22 protein-coding genes are annotated in these 21,661 nt (G+C 53.1%); 11 read left to right on the top strand and 11 right to left on the bottom strand.

From position 1 onward, the window contains the following. Positions 1-834 carry a RimK family alpha-L-glutamate ligase gene (locus tag HXY34_10685; protein ID NWF96594.1) on the bottom strand — a complete coding sequence of 278 codons (834 nt, stop codon included), beginning with the start codon at positions 832-834 and terminating at the stop codon, positions 1-3. A 154-nt stretch (positions 835-988) separates the two neighbouring features. Here HXY34_10685 and HXY34_10680 point away from each other — a divergent pair, with 154 nt between their 5' ends. After that, positions 989-1,375: a hypothetical protein gene (locus HXY34_10680; protein NWF96593.1), complete on the top strand. Its 387-nt coding sequence runs from the start codon at positions 989-991 to the stop codon at positions 1,373-1,375. Here HXY34_10680 and glmS read toward each other — a convergent pair. Beyond that, positions 1,372-3,204 carry a glutamine--fructose-6-phosphate transaminase (isomerizing) gene (glmS, locus tag HXY34_10675; protein NWF96592.1) on the bottom strand — a complete coding sequence of 611 codons (1,833 nt, stop codon included), beginning with the start codon at positions 3,202-3,204 and terminating at the stop codon, positions 1,372-1,374. The two genes, HXY34_10680 and glmS, sit on opposite strands and share 4 nt — an antisense overlap. Before the next feature lie 159 nt (positions 3,205-3,363). Here glmS and HXY34_10670 point away from each other — a divergent pair, with 159 nt between their 5' ends. Continuing rightward, entirely contained in the window at positions 3,364-4,059 is a 696-nt protein-coding gene (locus HXY34_10670; GenBank protein NWF96591.1) for a helix-turn-helix domain-containing protein, read from the top strand. Between the two features lie 5 nt (positions 4,060-4,064). Here HXY34_10670 and HXY34_10665 read toward each other — a convergent pair whose 3' ends face one another. Beyond that, positions 4,065-4,778 (bottom strand): hypothetical protein, encoded by a 714-nt coding sequence (locus HXY34_10665; GenBank protein NWF96590.1) that lies wholly within the window; start codon positions 4,776-4,778, stop codon positions 4,065-4,067. 194 nt (positions 4,779-4,972) lie between these two features. Here HXY34_10665 and HXY34_10660 point away from each other — a divergent pair, with 194 nt between their 5' ends. Together HXY34_10660 and HXY34_10655 are read left to right on the top strand one after the other, a co-directional pair. After that, on the top strand, positions 4,973-6,067 hold the full coding sequence (locus HXY34_10660) for a BMP family ABC transporter substrate-binding protein (GenBank protein ID NWF96589.1): 1,095 nt from the start codon (positions 4,973-4,975) through the stop codon (positions 6,065-6,067). 269 nt (positions 6,068-6,336) lie between these two features. Next, entirely contained in the window at positions 6,337-6,936 is a 600-nt protein-coding gene (locus tag HXY34_10655) for an HD domain-containing protein (GenBank protein ID NWF96588.1), read from the top strand. Between the two features lie 3 nt (positions 6,937-6,939). On the opposite strand, the gene HXY34_10650 is transcribed toward HXY34_10655, so the two are convergent. After that, entirely contained in the window at positions 6,940-7,560 is a 621-nt protein-coding gene (locus HXY34_10650; GenBank protein NWF96587.1) for a DUF99 family protein, read from the bottom strand. Positions 7,561-7,920: 360 nt separating this feature from the next. On the opposite strand from HXY34_10650, the gene HXY34_10645 reads away from it, so the two are divergent. Beyond that, a complete protein-coding gene (locus tag HXY34_10645; protein ID NWF96586.1) occupies positions 7,921-8,304 on the top strand; it encodes a roadblock/LC7 domain-containing protein in 384 nt (127 codons plus the stop codon). 253 nt (positions 8,305-8,557) lie between these two features. After that, entirely contained in the window at positions 8,558-9,364 is an 807-nt protein-coding gene (locus HXY34_10640) for a CPBP family intramembrane metalloprotease (GenBank protein NWF96585.1), read from the top strand. Positions 9,365-9,369: 5 nt separating this feature from the next. Here HXY34_10640 and HXY34_10635 read toward each other — a convergent pair whose 3' ends face one another. Both HXY34_10635 and HXY34_10630 read right to left on the bottom strand, forming a co-directional pair. Then, the gene (locus HXY34_10635; GenBank protein ID NWF96584.1) at positions 9,370-10,536 is read right to left on the bottom strand and encodes an ABC transporter permease; all 1,167 of its coding nucleotides are present in this window, start codon (positions 10,534-10,536) and stop codon (positions 9,370-9,372) included. Between the two features lie 219 nt (positions 10,537-10,755). Continuing rightward, a complete protein-coding gene (locus HXY34_10630) occupies positions 10,756-11,646 on the bottom strand; it encodes a DNA-3-methyladenine glycosylase 2 family protein (GenBank protein ID NWF96583.1) in 891 nt (296 codons plus the stop codon). A gap of 710 nt (positions 11,647-12,356) precedes the next feature. Between HXY34_10630 and HXY34_10625 the strand changes: the two genes are divergently transcribed. Next, positions 12,357-12,701 carry a hypothetical protein gene (locus HXY34_10625; protein ID NWF96582.1) on the top strand — a complete coding sequence of 115 codons (345 nt, stop codon included), beginning with the start codon at positions 12,357-12,359 and terminating at the stop codon, positions 12,699-12,701. Here the strand turns inward: HXY34_10625 and HXY34_10620 are convergent. The 3 genes from HXY34_10620 to HXY34_10610 all read right to left on the bottom strand — a co-directional run bounded on the left by HXY34_10620 (position 12,698) and on the right by HXY34_10610 (position 15,804). Continuing rightward, positions 12,698-13,948, bottom strand: a complete 1,251-nt coding sequence (locus HXY34_10620) for a hypothetical protein (GenBank protein NWF96581.1) — start codon at positions 13,946-13,948, stop codon at positions 12,698-12,700. The genes HXY34_10625 and HXY34_10620 overlap by 4 nt on opposite strands. Before the next feature lie 114 nt (positions 13,949-14,062). Continuing rightward, the gene (locus HXY34_10615; protein NWF96580.1) at positions 14,063-15,199 is read right to left on the bottom strand and encodes a DegT/DnrJ/EryC1/StrS aminotransferase family protein; all 1,137 of its coding nucleotides are present in this window, start codon (positions 15,197-15,199) and stop codon (positions 14,063-14,065) included. A 71-nt stretch (positions 15,200-15,270) separates the two neighbouring features. After that, a complete protein-coding gene (locus tag HXY34_10610; protein NWF96579.1) occupies positions 15,271-15,804 on the bottom strand; it encodes a DUF2085 domain-containing protein in 534 nt (177 codons plus the stop codon). A 171-nt stretch (positions 15,805-15,975) separates the two neighbouring features. Between HXY34_10610 and HXY34_10605 the strand changes: the two genes are divergently transcribed. From HXY34_10605 to HXY34_10590, 4 genes are all read left to right on the top strand, one after another. Beyond that, positions 15,976-16,302 (top strand): SCP2 sterol-binding domain-containing protein, encoded by a 327-nt coding sequence (locus tag HXY34_10605; GenBank protein ID NWF96578.1) that lies wholly within the window; start codon positions 15,976-15,978, stop codon positions 16,300-16,302. Between the two features lie 29 nt (positions 16,303-16,331). Beyond that, entirely contained in the window at positions 16,332-17,738 is a 1,407-nt protein-coding gene (locus tag HXY34_10600) for an FAD-binding oxidoreductase (protein NWF96577.1), read from the top strand. 1 nt (position 17,739) lies between these two features. Further along, on the top strand, positions 17,740-18,900 hold the full coding sequence (locus HXY34_10595; GenBank protein ID NWF96576.1) for a (Fe-S)-binding protein: 1,161 nt from the start codon (positions 17,740-17,742) through the stop codon (positions 18,898-18,900). A 661-nt stretch (positions 18,901-19,561) separates the two neighbouring features. Further along, entirely contained in the window at positions 19,562-20,629 is a 1,068-nt protein-coding gene (locus HXY34_10590) for an inositol-3-phosphate synthase (protein NWF96575.1), read from the top strand. A 175-nt stretch (positions 20,630-20,804) separates the two neighbouring features. Here the strand turns inward: HXY34_10590 and HXY34_10585 are convergent, their stop codons facing one another. Both HXY34_10585 and HXY34_10580 read right to left on the bottom strand, forming a co-directional pair. Next, a complete protein-coding gene (locus HXY34_10585) occupies positions 20,805-21,200 on the bottom strand; it encodes a hypothetical protein (protein ID NWF96574.1) in 396 nt (131 codons plus the stop codon). Positions 21,201-21,257: 57 nt separating this feature from the next. Beyond that, complete coding sequence (locus HXY34_10580) at positions 21,258-21,611, bottom strand: hypothetical protein (protein NWF96573.1); 354 nt, start codon at positions 21,609-21,611, stop codon at positions 21,258-21,260. Between the last annotated feature and the right edge of the window lie 50 nt (positions 21,612-21,661).

The following is a 21,661-nucleotide window of genomic DNA, read 5'->3' as shown; positions in this document are numbered from 1 at the left end:
TCAAGAGACCGACAGCAGCTTCCTCGCAATTGCATCGGATAGACTGTGTTCACACACTGTCTGGAGACCCGCCCATCCGGGTGTGGCGTTTGCCTCTAACAACCAGAGCTTGCCTTCTTGGTCAGGAATGATGTCAACACCCACGAGGTCACCGCCTACGGATGCTGCTGCCTCTAATGCGAGCTCATCGACATCAATCGTGTTTCTGCGTGGAACCCCGCCTGAGTGAATATTCGTCACCAGACCTCCCTGACCCACTCTCTGCATTGAGCCGATGACTTCACCTCCACACACGAGCACCCGGATGTCAAACCCACTGTTCGAAACGTACTCTTGCAACAAGTATGCGCCTCTTCCAAACACCTGACTGTGATACTTCAGGAAGTCGTAGATGTTGTCAATGTCAAACTGCCGTTCTATCAGCTGGACGCCAGTCCCACCAAAACCGGACAGAGGCTTGAGGACACAGGGGACGTGCGTTCTTGCGAAACGAGCAGCATCCTCAATGGACTCGGTGATGACCGTGGTTGGTACCGGCAGTCCTGCAGAGACAAGGCGTCGAAGGCACTCCGCCTTGTCACGCATCCTCATGATGGAGGCGACACGATTGACCACGCGAACTCCCACCTCTTCAAGCGAGGACAGCAGTCCAATTCGGTTGAGAAACGGCCCCAGCTCGAATCCGCCCAAGTCAAGCACGACTAATAGGTCGAGCAACGTGAGATCAACATCACCCATAGTTGCCTTGCAGTCATGGTTTCCAACAGACCTCAGCACCTTCCAAGGTAGCACAGCAAACGGCTTTGCACCTAGGCTTGAGAAGGACTGACCCAATTCCAAGACTCTGGGGGACCACGGGTCAGAGGAGAATAGTCCCACTGTATGACGTGCAGGACACACCGAACCAAATCATCTCCAGGTTCAGTTGAGTACGCACCTAGTATCCATAACGAGTCACTTTTAACATACCGCATTATGACGAATGGTTATGGCTCTGTTCCCACCCCAAGACACCGAGAGAATTGGAGAGGAGATTCGAAACGGATCTGGTAATGTGCTCATCACATTCCGGAACAGTCACGGACCCACAGCGCTGGAGAAGTTGTGGAACGAGCTGATGAGGGAATTCGGGAATGTTAGGAGGTGTCTCAGCTGGTGGTCAGGAAACGGTAACATCGGTCTCATCGAGTGTGACTTGGATGACGGAGTCAGTGTGTTTGGACAGTGGGCTCTCGCAGACCAGACAGGACTCGTCGGCATCTTCAGGGTGAGTGACGAGGAGGTCAGGGGAATCAGAGATGGCTTCGACGCCGGGAACGTCACGTCCGCTGCAATGCGGGCCATAAGGATTGGGGAGAGCCAAGACCGAGACTAGTCCACAGTCAGTGTCTTGGACAGGTTTCTTGGAAGGTCCGGGTTTATCCCGAGGTCAACCGAGAGGAAGTAGCTCAGCATCTGCAGAGGAATCACATCCAGCAGAGGATTGAGAAGTGGGTGTGACTTTGGCACCGTGAGATAGTCCTCCTTGGATGCTACGTACGGAGTCAACGTTTCCTGATTCTCACCGACAATGATTGTCCGCCCAAGCCTTGCACGCACTTCGTTTATGTGGTTGATGACCATCCAGCTGTCATCTGGGGTTGTCACGAATATCACCGGATAGTTCTCGGTGACAATGCTCAGCGGCCCATGCTTGAACTCAGACGAGTACATGCCTTCGCAATGGTTGTAACAGATCTCCTTGATCTTCAAGGCCCCCTCACGCGCAACACCATCGGTGAAGCCATAGCCCAGACAGTACAGGTCCTTGACATCCACTAGCGTGCGAGCCAGATTCTTCGCGAGAATGCCTGTACGGTCGATGGTGTCTTGGGCGAGCTTTGGAAGGTCGTTTTCCAGGAGACGTATGAATGACCGTGCCTCTTGGGAGTCGAGATGACCGTTGCGCTCACCCAGTCGAGCAGCAAGATATGCGAAGATCACTGACTGCGAGAAGTATGTCTTTGTAGCCGGCACACTCACCTCATAGCCGCACGCCATTGGTACATAGGCATCAGCGTTGAACATCAGAGTACTGCCAATGACGTTCACGATTCCCAGAGTCTTTCCACGACCCGTGTTCCGTACCAGATTGAGTACATTGATAATGTCTTTCGTCTCGCCACTCTGTGACACAAGGATACACAGTGAGTCATCTCTCATGGCCTTGCCATACATCGGCTCGAACTGGCCTCCGATGACAGGGACAACAGCAAGTCCTGCAAGATTGCCGAAGTAGTAGGTCCCCACCACTCCCGCATTGTACGAAGACCCGCAGGCAACAATGAAGAGATTCGACGCCTCATCCATTAGACGGAGCCATTCATCGCACTTTGCCCCCTGAAGCACACCCATGACATCCTGCACGACCCTGGGCTGTTCGTTTATCTCCTTGAGCATGAAGTGAGGAAACCCGCCCTTCTCTGCAGCATGTGCGTCGACTATGCTGACCTCTGGCTTGCGGTCCAGCTCCTTGCCGTCCTGCACCCTGTAGACTCTCACTCTGTCAGGACTGAGCACTACCATCTCTCCATCCTTGAGGTAGACAACGTTGTTGGTCAATGGTAGGATTGAAGGCAAGTCGCTTGACACAATGGTGTCCTCTTTCCCGACCCCTGCAACGAGAGAAGAACCCATCTTGACTGCGTATATCTCTCTCTCATCAGCCCTGCCAACAGCAAATGCAAATGCACCCCTGAGGTCACGAGTTGACAACCGGACTGCTTCAAACATGTCACCGGTCTTCTCGTAGTACTTGTCCACCGCGTGGACACAGAGCTCACCATCATTCTCTGAACGGACAACGTGGCCGCTCTCAACAAGCTCTCTTCGGTATTCCACATAGTTGTGGATGTTTCCGTTGTGTGCCCCATAGAAGACCTCCTGACATCCAAAGTGGGGCTGAGCATTTACCTTCGTCGGCGCGCCGTATGTGGCCCACCTCAGCTGTGCAATCCCTCGGTCACCTCGCATAGAAGATAGACCCAGTAGCCTGTCCACTTCATCAATTGTACCCACGTCTTTTCGAAGGTCGACCCTACCGCTCCTAACAGCTGCGACTCCCACCGAGTCATAACCGCGGTAGGTGAGTTTGCGACTACAGGTCACTAGGATCTTGCCAATGTCATCTCTATTCTGACCGACGACACCAGTGATTCCGCACAAATTGGTCCCTCACAATCGGGTTTCTGTGTCATCGTCAAAGGAGCGAGTGATAATAAAGCGTTCTGTAGGAAGTCAAGTGTACGACCAGCAACACTCCGTCGAAGTCCTTTTATCACTGTTAGCGAGTTGATGCTTCGCTTCTGGCAAGAGGTGTACGAGATGGGACGGCAGAAACGCTTGACATTGTTGCTGCACCCATTCAGGAGGGACCTCTATACAATACTATGTGAGAACCCGGGCACATATCTACTCGAACTTGTAGATATGCTAGAGTCACCCATCGGTACACTGACATGGCACCTGAGAATCCTGGAGCGAGAAGGACTCGTCAAGTCAATAAAGTTCGCAGGCAAGAGGCTCTACTACCCGAAGATGCTCCGGACACGGGAGGCCGAGATGGCGTACTCCACGCTACGGACTGAGACCGCCCAGAGAGTCTTTGCATTCATTGTGAACAATCCCGGCTGTTATCAGGAGCAGTTGGCAGAAGCGCTGAGTGTTCATCATGACACAATCAGATGGCATGTTGCAAGAATGGAACAGACAGGCCTCATTCGAGTGGTCAGAGAAGGTCGAACAAAGAAGCACTACCTGGATGAGCTTGGTACTGCACTGGTGCAAGGAAGCCTCAACTCCATCACGGAAGCATACGTCATGTTCTTGATGGAAAAGCTTGAGAGCGGATGTCTGAATCCGGAGATAAGAGAAAGAACTCCTGATCATGTGACAATCAGAATAGACTGCCCCGAGCGCGGGAAGGACTGTTTCATAACCATCAACCTGACCGAGTGGCAGTTTCAATTCATGGAGGAGAGCGAGACGCCATCGGAGGTCAAGTCCGACACCAGCGACTAATCCGATTATGCTCCAGCCTCAATCATATCAAGGATACGGTGGGCTGCATTGATTCTGTCTCTCCCCACGCAGATTGCCAGCAGCAACCTCTTCTCGTCCACTCGCGCTATTAGCATGGCCACCTCCTGTGAGAAGATGAGAATATGCTCGGTCAGCTCCGAAAGAGTGACTCCATTCCCGAAAATGGAGCTTGCAAGAGCGGCCATCTCAATCTCACTCTCAAAACCGAGTGACCCCAGTGGGAGTCCCTCATGGGTCAGAAGCAGCACCTTCGAGATTCCCGGTATTCGCCGAGCTATGTTCTCCACGAGCGTTTCGGCTCCAAAGCTGGTGCTTGATGACATGAACAATGCAATCCTCGAGGCAGTCGACTGCATGGGGGCTACTCGTGCCTCAAGATCCGTACGGTTGTACGTCCCCTTGGTCACGAACACCATGTAGCAGTTGGGTTGCAAGACAGTGAAGATTGTCTTGTTCTCGGTCGAGTGGATAAGGCACGACGCGCGCTCACCTCGCGCCTGGGTGAATGTGTTACTACTTGCAGACGCAATAGCTGCATTGACGGTGGCCAGCACACGGGGATCAAGCTCCTCATCTCTGGAAACTGCTGTGACCACCACACCTTCCTTTGTGCAGAGCACGATGTTGGTCATACTCTCGTCTGAGTTGAGTGCCTCCTCTAACAGCTCTGCGACCCTGCTTAGCACTTCGCTTGACACAGCACTTGTACCTCCGTGACAGTCCGTCTACATGTTCGTCGTCAGGCACTTATATGTCTGGCTGAAGCGGGGAGCCATCATGTCACGAGCATGCCGCAAGGAAACAGGCCTTGCACATTGTCCTCGTGACAAGAAACAACATATTTAAATCAACCACCGGCCGAACCCCAACCATTCACACTGGAGGAAGCATCTTGAGCTCTACATCCAGCCTCATTACATCATTCATTGTTGTGACTTTGGTCTTCGGAGCTGTCGGAGGATACCTCTTCGTCACCAATCCATACGAGCCCTCGAGAGTTGCGATTGTGATGTTGGAACCGGGCCGAGGAGACCTGAGCCTAATGGACCAGATGGAGCTAGGCCTAGAGAATCTTAGTGATACTGTATCCTTCTCGTACTACTGGTATGTTGTCAGCGAAACGAATGCTGTCAGCAAGCTCCAAGAACTTGCAGGTACTGGTGGGTACTATGACATCATAGTCGTTGTTGGCCACGGACTCAAGTCCGCGCTCACTACAGTAGCCCCACAGTTCCCGGACCAGAGGTTCGCAATCATAGGCGCAGAGGTCTCAGGGGCAAATGTTGTTTCAGCAGACTTCAGCACCGAGCAGGCTGCCTTTCTGGCGGGTGTGTTGGCTGCACATCTAGCAGCTGCCCCCAATTACAGCAAGAAGATAGGGATTATCGGTTCATTCGAAGACGACACAGAGGTCACTAAGATGGTCGCTGGATTCAAGGCTGGAGTCAGTGCCGCAAACGAGACCTACGCCCTCGGAGTCAGTCTTCTTCCAAACGACATATACCTTAACAGCTACAACGACACTGAAGCAGCGCGAACACAGACTCAGTTCATGTTCTCTGTACGAAATGCCTCCGTGATCTTCGCTCCCGTCAGAGCAAGCATCATGGGAGTGGCACAGGCCGCACTCGCTGTCAATGCGACCTGGAACGCAGGAGTACCAGCCTCCAACCGACGCTTGCCGCTCGTCATAGGTGCTGAGGGCAACCAAGACTATCTTGGCCTGCCAGACTACCATCTTGATATCGGCATAAGCCTGATTGCGACCAGCGTGGTGCCGCACACAGACTACGCCATAGCCACCATTCTCAACGCTACGGCGTGGGACAACTATCCCGCTGGACAACACCTCAAGTACAACCTTACCAATGATGGGGTGAGCCTGACCAGCTTCAGATACAGCACCCAGTATATCAGCACAGAGCTACGCGAGATCATCGCTTACTGGAAGGCGCTCATAATCAGTCTTGGTGGCCTTCCACCATAGTGAGAGATGCTTCAACAGACGGACGATTCTCTGAGAGTCGTCCGCTCTCGTTCTTTCTTTCAAGTATCGTTTGTTGCAAGCAGTACAGAAGACACTTGGGAGTCTTGTCATGCCAACTATACGGCGCCACGGTCACGCCGTCAGTACTGGTGGAGCGCCCCAACACTCAAAGCACTGTCGCTAACCATCGGGCCATGCGAACACCACACAAGACAAGTCATGGAATGTGCAACCAGTAAGCAGCCATTTCAGACCACGAGAGGAATTGCATGAAACCCAGTGATGTAGAGTTTCTTCTGACTGCCAGCCGCCTCAAGCGACTTCATCGAGTCGGATGGCTCATGTCAGTCGGTGCAGATGAGTCTGTCGCAAGTCACATGTGGGGAACTGCACTTGCAGCTCTTCTTCTTGTGAATGAGAGCGAACATGCTCATGATGTCAACATCGCGAGAGTACTCCTGATGGCAATACTGCATGACCTTCCCGAGGCCATATTGTCGGACATCCCTCATGATCGGATTCCTGCGGACCTGAAGACACGACTTGAGAAACAGGTGTTTACTGAGCTCGTCGCCAGACTCGACCAGCAGGGACAGCTGTCAGAAGCATGGAGAGAACTGACCGAAGGCAGGACTGTCGAGGCAAGGACTGTGCTAGCGGCAGACGTCATAGACATGGTGGTCCAAGCGCTGTTCTTCGAGAGAGCTGGAGTGCGACCAGAAGCCCTTCACGAGTTCTTTACAAGCGGTTTAGCGAGAGTGCGCAAGACAGGGATACAGGCTGCCATAGACCTCTTCGAGCTGCTCTATCAAGAGCACATGAACCGTCATCAGCCCAGCAGTCAAGTCCCAGATGAGCAGGAGAGCTGATGGTCACTGGCCCGATACTTCCGGACGCAAATCTCGACGAAGTGCGAATGCGACAATACGAGCAACACGAAGCGGCTCGGCAGTCTTGCCATCCAGAGTAAAACGATCCAAGATAGCCTTGGCGTCCCTATCGTCGATTCCAGCCAGATTTACGTATACCTCGTGTCCTGTCTGTAGAGATACACGATGTCTAGGGCCATTTTTCTCCAGAGTCAGCACTCGTTGCGTCCAATCCGCTGGGAAGTACTCGCGGAGATACTTGTCGAGGCCTTCGGAGTCATCATACGAGACTGAGATCACCGGTATGGAGGTCTCATGGTACAGCCTGCCCAAATCGACGATATTGAACCACGATATCACTCCTCCGCTCAGCAGCCATAGGCGGATGTCAGAACGATGTAGCCGTTCATACATCTCCAACAGCCTATCGGTTGAGTCCAGACCGCCCACTCTGGGAGTGCAGAACGCCATGCCATCAATTCTCATGTCACCTCGCATCACGACACCGACGACCGTGCTGTTGAGGTCAGACCGTTCAAAGCTCTCTGCAACACCCAGAACCCTGATTCCTGTCTTCCACTGTCTCTCTTCTCGAACAGCGTGTCCTGTACCGATGCGTAGCATTTCATTCATCAGTCAAGCACATCGTAACAGACCAGTCTCCACTATAAGTCCTTCATGCCTCGGCACCGTTCATTCTTAGTTGGAGGGAGTTGGGCATCCATGGGATGCCAACGTGGTCCGTCAAGGAGCGACATTGTGAAGGAGCACACCTTGACTACTCATCGACTGTCGAGCAGACCCCGGGAGTAGTGTGACCGCACAGACACACATGCATCACACTGCGTATGTACAAGACTGTCCAAACTTGCGGCAGCAGCTGCCAACCCCCCCGCCGCCTGTCTTCCGGTGCATATTCAACCAAACTTTATTAATGCGCAGTCAGGTACGAAGAAACTGCAGTTTGAGGTCCGGGTGCATACCATGTTCGATGCCGACTTTGAGGAGCTACAAACCAAGCTCAGGCAGGTCATGGAGGAAGCTACCAACCTAGCCGCAGGCATCAAGGCATGGATGCTGCTATCCAAAGAGGGCCTTCCTATCGCCTCCGCGGTACCGCAAGGCTTGGAGGAAGCAGAGATTGCAGCAATGGCAGCATCCATTCTGGGAGTCGCGGACCTTGCGGCTGAGCGAATGGACCAAGGGCTCCTGGAAGAGGTTTTACTGACCAACGAACAGGGCCACATCATAATGAAGAGCGCGGGTGAGAAGGCAATTCTTGTCATGGCAGCAGCAAAGGGGATGAAGACGGGTCTCCTAGTATATGCTGCAAAGACGGCATGCGAGAAGATATCCACAATGCTCTAGTCGTCATGCCAATACAACCAGATGTGGCACTATGCGGCGTGCAGACCAAATACCTCACACAACTCAAGAGCGGAGCCAAGGCACCCCCGACCGTCAGTGGAATGAATCGCGGCAGTGACAGGACTCTCTAATGCCGAGATGATCGCAAGATGGCTCCTCAGAGTGCTTTATTCTCTGTCCGGCCTGATTGACGGACCGAACATGGCCAAACGCTTATCACTGGACAGGACGTCATCATCGCAGGGATTCTACGATGGTGATGGATGATCCGGACCTTGAGGGAATGAATGAAGACACTACAATCGACGTCTTTACACCAGGAAGACTTCTGGAGTCCTCGATAGATGGCAAGCAGATGACTAGCGTGCTAGTTGCCACAGGGATAGCCCTCGGTCTGATGCTCACATTCACATTCCTACTGACGTTAGTGGCGGTCCTGACAGGTCTGATCTACGTTGACTTTCTTACCTTTGAGGTACACTTCGAACCCGCGGCACTTCAGATGATTACTCTCTCAGAACTGGGATTCATAGTCCCACCCCTTTACTATGTCAAGAGACGAGGACTTGCCGTAAAGTCACTTGGCCTCAGGTGGCGAAGACCAACACACGAAGTCGTCATAGGCCTCGGGGTAGGCACAGTCATGCTCGCATCCAACCTTGCTATCAGCTGGCTGACATCTCTCTTCGGGGTGACTCCCGAGGCGGGCATTGACCCCTTCTCGCTAAGGAATGTGGCAGATGTAGTTCTCTGGACAATCATCATGTTCGTGATTGTCGGTTTCAGTGAGGAGCTGCTGTTCAGGGGCTTTCTGCAGAGAAGAATGGAGATGTACCTCAAGACACGGTCGAAGAGCAGACCCGGGGTAGCAGCGCTACTCATCACTTCTTTCATCTTTTCCTTATCACATATGGACTTGACTGGGTTCCTAGCAAGATTCATCCTCGGCATGTTCTTGGGGTATCTTGCACAGAGGAAGAGGTACTCTATCTTGGGACCTACTGTTGCCCACGGACTGAACAATTCTGCAATCATCTGGTTGCTATGGCTTGGGTTCTGAGCTTGTCACGCGAGGTTCCGTCTCCTTGAGAACACAATCCACGCCACAAGAATGAACCCGACGGAAACCTGCAGAACGAGAACAATCTGGTCCATGAAACTGAGAAGTGCGACCCCTTTGAAGGCCACATCGATAATCATGGCTCGACCTATGTTCAGCGGATAGAGGTCATCGACTATCCCAACGTCCATGAAGCCAGTCCCCACTATGAGGGAACCGAATAGCAGAAACAAGAAGGACTGGTTGGCCTGCAGCCGTGTAGTGACCAGTGTAGATATCAGGACTCCGAGTGATGAACCTGCAAATGACATCAGTCCCATTATCAGAAAGATGTCGAGGTACCACAAGATGAATTCCCACCAGTCCTGAGCAACAGGGGTTATGCCAAACAGACCGGACCACAGACCGATGAGGAATATGCTCTGCAGCATGCCGACGCAGAAGTAGGCAAGGGTCTTGGATACTATCGACTCCATCTTGGTGGCAGGGGTGAGAAGCATCCTACTCAGCGGCACATCACCCACCACTGCTTGGGCAGCAGTCGCCGCCACTGCAATGAAGACTGCAAACACCAGCATGAAGGCACCGAATGTCGCAGCCATGTAGTTGCCTGTTGGCTTGAACTCAAGAATGTTGTTCATGACAATCTCGCCCTTGACCCAGCCATGGTCGGCTCTGAACTCCGTGACCACTTCACTGAACGCGCCGAACACCTTCGCCTGACTGTCAAAGTTCGTGCTGCTTATGTGAATGGGAACAAGTGCAGGAATATCACCAGTGATGTTGCCCTCGAAGCCATAAGGCAGGACTGCGTAGGCGTCCACAGTGTCCCTATAGAGTCCATCGAGCGCGTCCTCTTCAGTGTCGTATATGGTCACCATGAAGCTGGGGCTTCGCGACAGGTACAGGGTGAAGTTGTACGATAGGTCCTCGCCAGGGAACGTATCAGTGGGGTCTAGATCAACAACCCCCATAGCGATGACATCTTCACCCGTATTGCCATCTGAACTCATCGGACTGCCCTGGTTGATGGCTACGTACATGGTGCCCATCACCATTGTGGGAAGCACGAACACCAGAAGCATTGCGAACTTGTCGATTCGTATGAGATACAACTCCTTGATGAACATGGACCATATTCGCCACATCTTGGAGTTTCGAATCTCTGTCAACTAGAACACCACTATGCTCTCTAATGCCTTCAGTTGTCCTATGAGCTTGAACAATAGCTCGTTGTGGATGTGACCGTCCCTGCCTGACTCAGGTGCATCAAGCGCAGGGCACTCTCAACTCTGCGTTGTCCCCTCAGCTTCGGTTCGTGTCTTATAAGAGTAGCCGTCGTGTTCTGTCCATGAGTCAGCACGCACAGTGACACTTTCGCATACCCACATCTAGCGCGAGCGAGTCCGCGAATGAGGGCCTACAAGTCCCAGGACATCGGCGCACATCAAAAGGTAGAGGGCCATGGCTGCATGTCTGCCCCACGACTCCATGAGGTCCAGAACCTGTTGGTTTGTAGCACGAACGCCTCCAAAGTACAGCCGACCCAGCAGATTGCGAATCCCTATGTCAGAATTCGGAAACACATCGAATCGGCGCAGACCAGCGATGCAGACTGTCTGCAGCGTCCATTCCCCTACTCCTCGCAAGGATAGCAGCAGCGACGATAACTCTTCATAGGTCATGCGATGCATATTCTCCAACTCAAGCCGACCTGATACTACCTCGTTACACAAGGATAGCAGAATCGACGCCTTGTAACCCAATCCGATTGAACGTAACCCTTCAATGCCAAGTGCAATGAACTTGTCAGGATTCGGAAACCCATAGACATCCATTTCACTGTAGCGGACTGGGATGACCATTCGTTCAATCAATCTCTTTGTCAACACATTTGCAGCCCGATAGGAGATCTGTTGCTGAATCACCGTCTTGATCAGTGCTTCAAAGACAGAAGGGGTAGAGTAGGGCCGTATGCCACGCACCTGCATGTGAAGGGAACTCAGCACAGGGTCCTCCTCTAGCACTCGCAGCGCGCCTGTTGTGTCGATGTCCAGTCCAAGCATGCGCGTGACGACATCTCTTAATGATTCGCCAGCTTGAGGACTGTACACACTCAGTGGCGCGCCCGGCTGTTCTTGTCTGATTATCACTGGCATCTCAACAGAGGATATCGAGACCACGCGCGACAGTTGACTGGGGGATGTTATCTCCGGTACCGGCTGGATGTCAGAGTAGATCCACGCACTCACTGACTGGTAAAGACTGTACTCTTCGGGCACTGTTATTCGGACCGCGTGAGACACTCCTAACGCCTCTGCAGCTTGCAAATCCATCAACGAGCTGATGAACAACGCCAGCCGGTCTTGCAGTGTCCATAAGCCTGACTCTTCATAGGTCTGGAGCAGCTGGCCAGGAGTTGGACGTCCATGGGCGGCGACGAGTGGTGCATGTATACTTTCGTGCGGGAGCGCTGAACCTCAGCCCGGCTCAATACTTGATGACACCTCAAGGAGTGACCCTTCCTAGTGCAGTTTCCTAGAAGTGACATGCAGGAGTCTTGTGTCCGATGTTTCCAACTAAGAATGAATGGTGAACATGGATTCTAAAAATGAGGGAGGGGGCTCTTGCCATGTCAGCGTTCATAGCCCCAACGCAGCAACAGATGAGTCACTCTTGCTTCTTCTTGTAGGGGTTGCCCTTGAAGGGATTCTTGGGTTTGCCAATCTTAAACGACGCGTTGCGCTTGAGTTTTTGACCTGTGGTCTCCTTTTCTTCGCTCACATCTCTCGCCTTCCTGACATTAATTCAGGCGTGCATGATACAGGCACCGGGAGGACACAACTTGTATTTGAATCATACTGTACTCTGACAACTCTGCTCACCTCCACTCACAACGGATACTTCACGCTCGTTGGCCGAGGCTTCTGAGAGAGCGGCATCTCCATCACAGTACAGCAGGATTATAACTCCGTGACCCTATGCCCAATCAATGAGCCACGATATAGTCTTCCTGCGTAGACGTGCTGCTGCCCTCACTGTAGCGGCTGCACTGCTTGATGTCGGGTTGTTCAACGTACTCTTCGTGCTGGCACCTGTGGCATCAGGTCTCATTGCGGGTCTACTACTGGGTGAAAAGCGGTATGCCGTGGCGGCATCCTTTCTCGGTGGGCTCATTGCCTACCTGCCGCTGTTCCTCTGGGTTAACATCGCAGCGGGCTCGACCATATACCTACCAACAATGGCTGCTGCTTCTTTGATTATGGCAGTCATCAGTGGCATCTTTGGACTCGTCGGTACAGTACTCCGAGGGACCGGGAGAGCAGACAGTTGTTAGGTGTCCACGATTATCCGACCGGGTTTGAAGTCTGCATTGGGACCGACAGTCGTTCGCCGGAGAGGGTTTCCATACATGACCCACTCGATAGCGGACAGGGCCTTCTCTGACTTGAGCTCGGTCCCACGGCCTGTTCGTATCGCTTCGATTTCTGCGGTCTCTGCAGTTCCCAAGTGCTCAAAGATTGCCCGGTCGACTCCAAGCTTGACCTGTCCTATGAGACCATTGCTGTCCAATAGGTCCATGAATCCGAACTTGTACCCGTCTGCATATGCACAGTCACGCCAGTCGTCAAAGGGGCGAGTATTGTTCATTGTGTCGAGGGTCGAACCTATGTATGCTGCACCCCTAGAAAGGAATGCCTTCACAAGCGCACCCTCCCGTGCAGTGCTGCAGGCTTCCGAGTAGACGACGGGATACCCCTCGAACTTGATTGAAGCTGCCTGTTCATGACTCAGTATCAGTGAGTTGTGTGTCGCCCACATGTCGGGCGTGCCATGGATTCGCGAGCTGTAGAGACCGTCTGAAAACTGGAGAATGAACTCACTGACCCCAAGTAGCTTCGAATGATCAGGCTCATACCGCGGCAGGACCTCCACGTCAAAGCCGAGCTTGACCAGAGCATCAACATGCCTGTTCGAACGGCCCGGTTGGCTGTCGAATACCACGGCGATGTTGCTGTCGATTATGAAAGGGTCCATGTGGTACGTCAATGTTGCAGAGTCTCCAAAGACCCTGCCGACAGGAACATCTGGGGACCCGTCTCCATCGACATCCTGCAAGAACCAGTCAGTGTATCCCGGGGTCCCCTGATACATGATGTTTGTGCTGGGGATTTCCTTGCTGCCACCCAGAAGCAGGACTCCCTTGTGTCTTCCTGTGTCAAAGTGCTTTCGAATGCTCTTTAGTGTGAGCTGCCATGAGGAGTCACGACACTCGATGAGAATCACGCCAATCTCCTTTGCCTTTGCTCGACACAAATCTATGCTCTCACTGCCAATCTTACCGCATACGACGAGCATCTGGCTCAGCAAGTCCCGAGGCAACCTTGCCACAGGGAAGGAGAGTTGACGATGCTTCTTAGGCATCGACATCATCTTGTAGACCTCGTTCACAGAACCGGGTCGGCGAGCCTTCGAGATTATGTTCATGGTGTCAAGATTAACCATCAGAACCGATAATAACGTTTCGCGCATGTTCAGCACAGCAAGGACCGTCCAGCTAAGACCGGGTCTACTCGTTGTCACCCTTATTCTCGATAGGGTCTGCTGGTACAGGTCAGTCCCGAGGACCGCGAGAATAGAGGTCGGAAATCGCTGGCAGTCTTGCCGGGACCTGACTTCGTGCCACCGGTCCACTGACTACGCCAATGCCTCTCTCAGGGCGTGTGTAATAGTTCCGATCTCGGAGTCGGTCAGCAGAGGATGCACAGGGATATCGAAGTGGCGGTTGCCGATGTCCTCCGAGACAGGCAGATGCAGCTTCGAATAGTCGGGATACTTCACAAACTTCGCCCAACGCCACTGACGTATGTTACGATACGTCTCCTGCTTGTGACACGGCAGGGCATAGACGGTTCTGGCACCAACTCCTTTGTCCTTCAGTATCTGCACCAGCTGGTCTCTGGTGACGCTCTTCGAGAACAGCCTAGGCGCATATACATGGTAGCAGGACTCATAGCCATGCGGTTCAGCTTGCGGCTTCACGGTGTCAAGCTCATCGAGGAGAGCGTTGTAGACTGCTGCGTTCTTTCTTCTCTTCTCTATGGCCTTGGGAAGACGCTTGAGCTGGACAAGTCCCAAGGCTGCAACCAAGTCCATCATCCGGCTGTTGTAACCAATCCTGAAGTGACTGTAGCCGCCCTGTTTTCCCCGACCGTGGTTCTTTATCATGTTCACACGGTCGTAAAGATCCTCATCGTTCATGGTTATCATCCCACCCTCGCCAGTCATCATGTTCTTCGTGGCATAAAAGGAGAATGCACTCGCATGACCAAACGACCCCACCATCTTGCCCTCAACCTTTGCGCCATGTGCCTGGCACGCATCCTCTATGACATAGAGGCTCTTCTCTTCAGCTATCTCCATTATCTGCTTCATATCGCAAGGCATACCGAATATGTGCACTGGCATGATAGCCTTCGTTCGCTTGGTGATTGCTGCACGAATCATCTCAGGACTGATGTTATATGTGTCAGGATCCACGTCTACGAAGACAGGGATTGCACCAATCATGGCGATAGTGTTCGCAGAGGCAATGAAAGTGAACGGAGAAGTTATCACTTCGTCGCCGGGCTGGATGTCGAGAGCCTCAAGCGCAGTACTGAGAGCCGTCGTGCCGCTGTTTGTTACGGACGCGAACTTTGTGCCGACGAATGAAGAGAACTGCTTCTCGAACTCGTGAGACAACTTGCCTTCGGCAAGCATCCCTGACTCTAGGACTTTCTTGACAGCTTCAATCTCTTCGTGGTCAATATGGGGTCGCGCAAAGGGAATCATTCTACTATCACTGGCATTGCCAATGGCGCCTCTGTTTTAACCGTTCTTATGGTAACAAGACTGCTCTATCCTTAGACCTCCGTGAGTCGGGGATCATCCTGTTGCGCTGTCCTAGTCCTTCGGTTCTCAATCAGGCTGACGACGCCCACTGATACCGCCATAATGGCCAGTGTGACGAGCATGACGGACATGTCCCTCAGGAGGAACACGATGGCGAGGCCGACGCCGCTGGCGAATCCGGTCGAGAATCTGACGCGGACTGTGGTCTTTCTGGGAGTCAGTCGCTGTGTCATCCAGTCTGTCACAGTGGCGAATCCGAGAGCCAGTGCTAGAAGGAACCACAGCCAAGTGGGTTCCATTGACACGTTGAATGCAAGAATGACAACAATGCCGAACCCGAGTCCCCCATACATACCAGTGCATCGACCACAGAGATACAAGGACCTGCCACGGACGGAGATTCTCACACAGTGGCTGAAAAGAGACGGGGGGTGGTGCGACACGAGCACATGAAAGCTCTCCACTATCTCATCCCGACGCGTCCACCGCTGGGGCGAATAGTCAATCTCGTCCTCGCGTGCGTCACTCGTGCATTCCTTGTCCATGCTAAAGCCTCGAGGCGAGACTCCGAAGAGAGCTTATCTGCGTTGCTGTCGCTCAGTCAGTGCTGCGCCTCGGTCTGCTACTCACTACGACAAGCGTCGAGCTTCGGATGAAGACCTAGAGAAACAACTAAAACGGACACAGAGCGAGCATTCCGGTCAGGTGAGGTTCATATGACAGATGACCTGATTGGACTAATGCGTGAGAGAATCGCAGTCGGCCTTCAGAGGACAAAGACCATAGAGGCAATTGAAGGTTGGGAAAGGAAGGCACTACTGACCCTGAAAGATGGAAGGCAATACCACTTCATTGTCAAGGACAACAACATCACCGTCCACGAAGGGGCAATAGCTGACCCGGACATGAGAATTGAAAGCGACGGAGATACAATTCAGAAGCTGTTCACAGAACAGATCAGTGCTGCGAATGCACTCCTGACACGAAAACTGAAGGTCAAAGGTTCGGCCTCAGACCTGATGAAGATTCGTCACATATTCTAGACACAAGTGTCTTCAACGGAGGCCTCGAATTGGACAGGAATGTGGTGAGACAGCTGGCCGCTGTAGTGGGTGACGAGTACGTTTCAACCAGGGAAGATGTCCTACTGTCATATTCGGCATCGGCCTCAACGGGATATGACTCTGTCAGACCCGGATGCGTCGTGAGGCCGGGCAGCACAGCGGAAGTCTCGGAGGTCCTGAGAATAGCAAACAAACACAGAATTCCTGTGACGCCCCGGTCTGGAGGATCGAGTCTTCAGGGCGAGGTCATACCCCAGCCAGACGGACTGGTCGTGGAACTGATGCGCCTCAATGACATCACACTGCATCAGGAACTCAGGTCGGTCACAGTCGGTGCTGGCGTGACATTCGGTATGCTCGACAAGTTCCTGAATCAGTACGACCTGTGGGTGCCAATCTACCCCGAGTCATCACTTGTATGTACTGTTGCTGGCAATGTCGCAGTGAATGGTGCAGGGCCCGGAAGCAGCACCTATGGTTGCATAGCTGAGATGGTGTTGGGCCTTGAGGTCGTGCTGCCCAACGGTGAGACTGTTCAGACGGGTTCAGAGGCCAATCCAAACGCCCCAGGACCGTTTCTACGGTACGCCTTCGGTCCCGACTTGACAGGGCTTTTCATCGGTTCGCTAGGGTCTCTTGGAATCATCACCAAGGTCTCACTCAAGACATTCAAGAGAATCCGTCACTTTGACTACAACACGTACGGATTTGACACCGCGGAACAGGCGGAGAAGTTCCTCATCCAGCTAAGGCAGAACGACGTCAATACAGTCTTTGCTTCCATATACGAGGGCAGAATCCTTGAGTTCTTCCTTGACATGCTTGGTGAGGAATACGGTATACCTAAGCACGAGTGGCCCGCGTTCACGGTCTCAGCCACAATCGGAAGGCTGAGAGAGGATCAGCTCGCCAGCGACGCACTGCTTGCGCGCAGGCTATGCGAGGAACTGGGGGGCAAGGTCATTGGCATTGGAGAGCTGCCACGAGGAGAGTGGGATGACCGAATGAGGACCTTTGCTCGTTCGTCATACGCGCACGGTTGGCACTGGCGCATACTGTATCACCATCAGACACCTGCGAACTGGCACAGGTCAGTGGAAGAGATCTGGAAGGTCATGGACGAGTTCGGCCTGCTCGGACACACTGCTGGGTTCCTGACAGACCATGCGACCTACAACATGTATCCTCATCTGTACTTCGACCCAGCCGACCCCGCAGAGGAGGAGAAAGTGAGAAACGCCCATGAGGAGCTTGCAAGGAGATTGTTCAAGACTGGAGCTGTCCCATTCAAGATGGCCCCATACTGGGCGGGATCCGCAGGGGAGATGACCAAGTATCTCGACCTGGTCAAGACGCTGAAGAGAGTCTTGGACCCCAATGGCATAATGAACCCCGGCGTCATGGGAGGCATTTAGGATGACCCAAATCGACATGGACACTCTGAAAGAGGAACTCCTTCAGTGTAGACGATGCGGACTGTGCCGCAACGCAGTCTACGAGACCATGGGCTTCGATGGAGTGTGCCCCGTCTGGAAGAACACTTCCGGATTCGAAACCAGCTTCATGCGCGGTAAGATCATGGTAGCGCTTGCTCTTCTGGATGGCATCATCGAGAAGACTCCCCAAAATGCGGAAGCGCTATTCCAGTGCACTCTGTGTGGCAACTGCGCCAAGATATGTGCATCCGAGTTTCATCCTGCCAGAGCTCTGGAACAGGTGAGGCAAGTACTGAACGACATACCCAATGAATCAAGAGACTCGATTGCACAGAAGATAATGGCACATGACAATCCATACACCGAGACAGGGGGCGGCAAGAGAGAGTGGGTCGCCCAGCTCAGCTTTGAGGTTCCGACGAAGGGCGAAACAGTCTACTTCGTCGGGTGCACTGCAGCCATGAAGATGCCTCAGGTAGCTCTGGCTTCAGCCAAGATAATGAGAGCAGCTGGAGTTGACTTCGCCGTCATGGAAGATGAGCCCTGCTGTGGTTCTGTCATGCTCAGGACAGGAAAGGGAAACGAGGCGCGGCAGAACGCTTCGAAGGCTGCAGAGGCGATAGCGGCCACAGGAGCGAAGAGGTTGGTCGTGTCCTGCGCAGGCTGTCTCAAGACCCTGAGAGAGGACTATGCGGGTATGGGACTGGAAATGCCTGAGGTGGTCCATATTGTAGAGCTTGCGGAGGAGTTGATACGGGCCGGCAGACTTCATCCCAGACAGCTGAAGGAACGCTTCAGAGTGACATACCATGATCCATGCCACATGGGCAGGGAACTGGGCATTTACGATGCGCCCAGGTCGGTCCTCCGTGCAATCCCGGGCATCGAACTGGTCGAGATGCCAACCAAGACTAGTGCGGCCATGTGCTGTGGAGCCGGAGGTGGACTCAGGTCATTCGACTCCAATCTCTCCAAGAGGATAGCTGCCGACAGAATGGCTTCAGCGGAGGTGGTCAAGGCGGATGTCATGGCATCTGCATGTCCATTCTGTGAAACGAACCTCAATGCAGGCAGAGAACTCATCGACTCAAAGGTCGGAGTGCTTGATGTCGTCGAGCTGCTTGCGCGCAGCTTGGACTAGCCCAATATCACTAGTACCGCCACACAGGGCCTGAAACGTCCTCAGGAGTCGTGGTCAGTGTGAAGAATGAGGTGGACGCTGGCAGACTGGCACGCCTTGCCGCTCAGGCTACTAGACGCACCCGTTCGTCAGATAAACGTCATTGACACTCCTGCTCGTTCTGCTCCAGTGCCTCTCTCTGAACCATCTGGTGAGAAGCGAATCTCCACCGCACTTGGACATTCGCATTGGCACACTGAGCAGCAATCTTGGCGGTCCCCACCCGTGAAAGGACCGCGAGGAGCCAAGTTTGTCTGCCAGACGTCCACACTACTATCCGCACTTATCCTCATAAGTATTTGCAAGTACTTGGATTAGCCATACAAGCCACAACAAGCGTCTGCAGATGGCAACCATGTCTTTGTCGCTGTACAGAGACAGGCGACATGTCCCACTACACGTGTCGATTATGGGTCAGTAACAAGACGCCGACACGGCTCATGCAATGAGGTTGGACAGACGCGGTGTCTCGGAAAGTATTACGATCGAGTCATTCGGCACGTCTCAGCGACAGGCCGATCAGATACTAAACCTATCAGCGAAGGATTTAAGCAATATATGACCGTAGAATAAACTTAAATGCGGACTCGGAGATGTGACTCTGAAACCAGAGGTGAGTCCTGTGGACGGAATAAAGGTGGCCCTTGCAGGAATCGGCAACTGTGCCAGCGCACTTGTTCAGGGAGTAGAATACTACAAGACGCAGAAGGCTGCAGATGATGCAATAGGTTTGAACCACCCCGATTTTGCGGGGTATCACATAAGCGACATCAGGTTTGTTGCTGCATTCGATGTGACTTCTGCCAAGGTAGGCCATGACCTCGCAGAAGCTGTGTTTGCTAAGCCAAACAACGTGATTCAGTTCGCAAAGGTACCAACACTGGGCGTAAAGGTCCTAAGAGGCCCAAGCCTAGATGGCATAGACGACAATCTGAGAACACTTGTACAACTCGACCAAGGCCGAGAGGTAGATATTGTCAAGGCGCTCAAGGAGTCCGGCGCAGAGATTCTGGTGAACTTGACACCGGGCTCAGCACAGCAGGCAACGGCCGCTTATGCAAACGCCTGCCTGGAGGCGGGCTGCGCGTTCATCAACTGTACACCCACACCCATTGCGTCCGACCCGGAGTGGAGCAGAAGGTTTGAAGACAGGGGACTACCCCTGGTGGGAGATGACCTTCAGGACCAGATTGGTTCCACCATACTTCACCGAAGCATCTTGCAGCTCCTAGTGGCGCGTGGTGTGAAGGTTGACAAGAGCTATCAGCTTGATGTCGGCGGAGGCGCCGAGTCACTGGACTCTCACTACAGAGGACGCATGACAAAGCGTGAGGTCAAGACACAGGCCATTAGCCAAGACCTTCCCTATGAGGCTCCCCTTGTGGCAGGTTCCTCAGACTATGTTCCATTCCTTAACAATGGCCGTGAGTCATACTTCTACATATACGGCAGGCAGTTCGGAGGAGCACCCGTCACGATTGACATAAGGATGGAGGTCACTGACGGACCTAACGCGGGTCCAATACTGCTAGATGCGATCAGGGGTACGAAGCTCGCACTCAGGCGCGGACTCGGAGGGTCGCTCGAGTCTATTTCTGCATATGGCTTCAAGAAGCCGCCGAAGACAACGACCATGTATGAGGCCGAGCGATGGGTGGAGCAGTTCCTCCTCGGAAAGAGAAGGATCTAGACGTGGAGTAGGCCTGCGGTCCAGTCATTCCATCTCTGAAGTCGGAGTTGAAACTGACTGGACTGACACAGGTACGCCATCCATTCATAACAGAACTAACATCGAAGACAAACGGAGTGCTGCAATCGCAGCATCTCCACTTGATAGTAACCGACGAGAAACGCATGGGGAGATGCTAGCCGTAGGTCTTCAGGTGTTCATCGATTAGCTCCTTGAGCTTCTCGGCGTCAGTGACCACCTTGAACTCGGTTTCTGCACGAATCTCCTGCAGGGTTTCATTGAAGGATGTGACACTGTCGTAGTCACTCTGTATCTCAGAGACAGCCTCCGGGGTCGTCGCTGTTGGTGCGTACACCACGATGATACTCTGAGGCTCAAAGTTCACAACAACGGTTCGCTCGATGTAAGACACTTTCTTGCACTTCGGACACTGTACACGGTTTATCTTTCCTGTCCGGAGGGACTTGGCCAAATCAGGGTCCTCGGCAAGCGAGATATGATCGATTACTGTCGACTCGTAGACGTGACTACACTTCTCGCACTTGACTTCGACAGTGCTGGTACCGGGCATTGCTCTTTCCTCTTTGCGAGGACCTCCACACACCACTTAAGACTTGCGAAGCCTGAGTCACACGCCCGAGTCGCGGCCGCCGATAGACTCCTCGAGTGCATCTTGCATAAGGGAGGTCTCCTTTGCCTCACGTCGCTTGAACAGCAGACCAGTGATGATTGCAGTGAGTGCCACTGACGCAATGACAACGGGTGCAGACTCAAAGTATGTTCCGACACTGTAACCTATGAATGCACCCAAGATGGTCACTAGTGCCTTGCCAGTGAAGTACACCAGCACAAACTTCGCTGCATTGTACTTTGTCAATGCGACGTACACGATGAGTGGGTCATCTGGTACCGGCGAGGCGGCTGCTATGAAAAGAGCCAATGCACCCCACTTCTTGACCCGTGCGAGTTCACGTTCGATCAACTGAAGGCGCTCGTCGGACAGGACAACCCTGGAGCCTCGTACAACCATGT

This window comes from Candidatus Thorarchaeota archaeon (genome assembly GCA_013388835.1).
In the GTDB taxonomy this organism is placed as follows: domain Archaea; phylum Asgardarchaeota; class Thorarchaeia; order Thorarchaeales; family Thorarchaeaceae; genus JACAEL01.
Note: the sequence above shows the minus strand (reverse complement) of the source record. Positions and strands in the feature narration are given on the sequence as shown.

Bases quoted from the DNA above. Each gene is read 5' to 3' on its own strand.
- HXY34_10680 (NWF96593.1), top strand. From the start codon at position 989: ATGGCTCTGTTCCCACCCCAAGACACCGAGAGAATTGGAGAGGAGATT.
- HXY34_10670 (NWF96591.1), top strand. From the start codon at position 3,364: ATGGGACGGCAGAAACGCTTGACATTGTTGCTGCACCCATTCAGGAGG.
- HXY34_10655 (NWF96588.1), top strand. From the start codon at position 6,337: ATGAAACCCAGTGATGTAGAGTTTCTTCTGACTGCCAGCCGCCTCAAG.
- HXY34_10650 (NWF96587.1), bottom strand. From the start codon at position 7,560: ATGCTACGCATCGGTACAGGACACGCTGTTCGAGAAGAGAGACAGTGG.
- HXY34_10645 (NWF96586.1), top strand. From the start codon at position 7,921: ATGTTCGATGCCGACTTTGAGGAGCTACAAACCAAGCTCAGGCAGGTC.
- HXY34_10640 (NWF96585.1), top strand. From the start codon at position 8,558: ATGGTGATGGATGATCCGGACCTTGAGGGAATGAATGAAGACACTACA.
- HXY34_10625 (NWF96582.1), top strand. From the start codon at position 12,357: ATGAGCCACGATATAGTCTTCCTGCGTAGACGTGCTGCTGCCCTCACT.
- HXY34_10615 (NWF96580.1), bottom strand. From the start codon at position 15,199: ATGATTCCCTTTGCGCGACCCCATATTGACCACGAAGAGATTGAAGCT.
- HXY34_10610 (NWF96579.1), bottom strand. From the start codon at position 15,804: ATGGACAAGGAATGCACGAGTGACGCACGCGAGGACGAGATTGACTAT.
- HXY34_10605 (NWF96578.1), top strand. From the start codon at position 15,976: ATGACAGATGACCTGATTGGACTAATGCGTGAGAGAATCGCAGTCGGC.
- HXY34_10595 (NWF96576.1), top strand. From the start codon at position 17,740: ATGACCCAAATCGACATGGACACTCTGAAAGAGGAACTCCTTCAGTGT.
- HXY34_10585 (NWF96574.1), bottom strand. From the start codon at position 21,200: ATGCCCGGTACCAGCACTGTCGAAGTCAAGTGCGAGAAGTGTAGTCAC.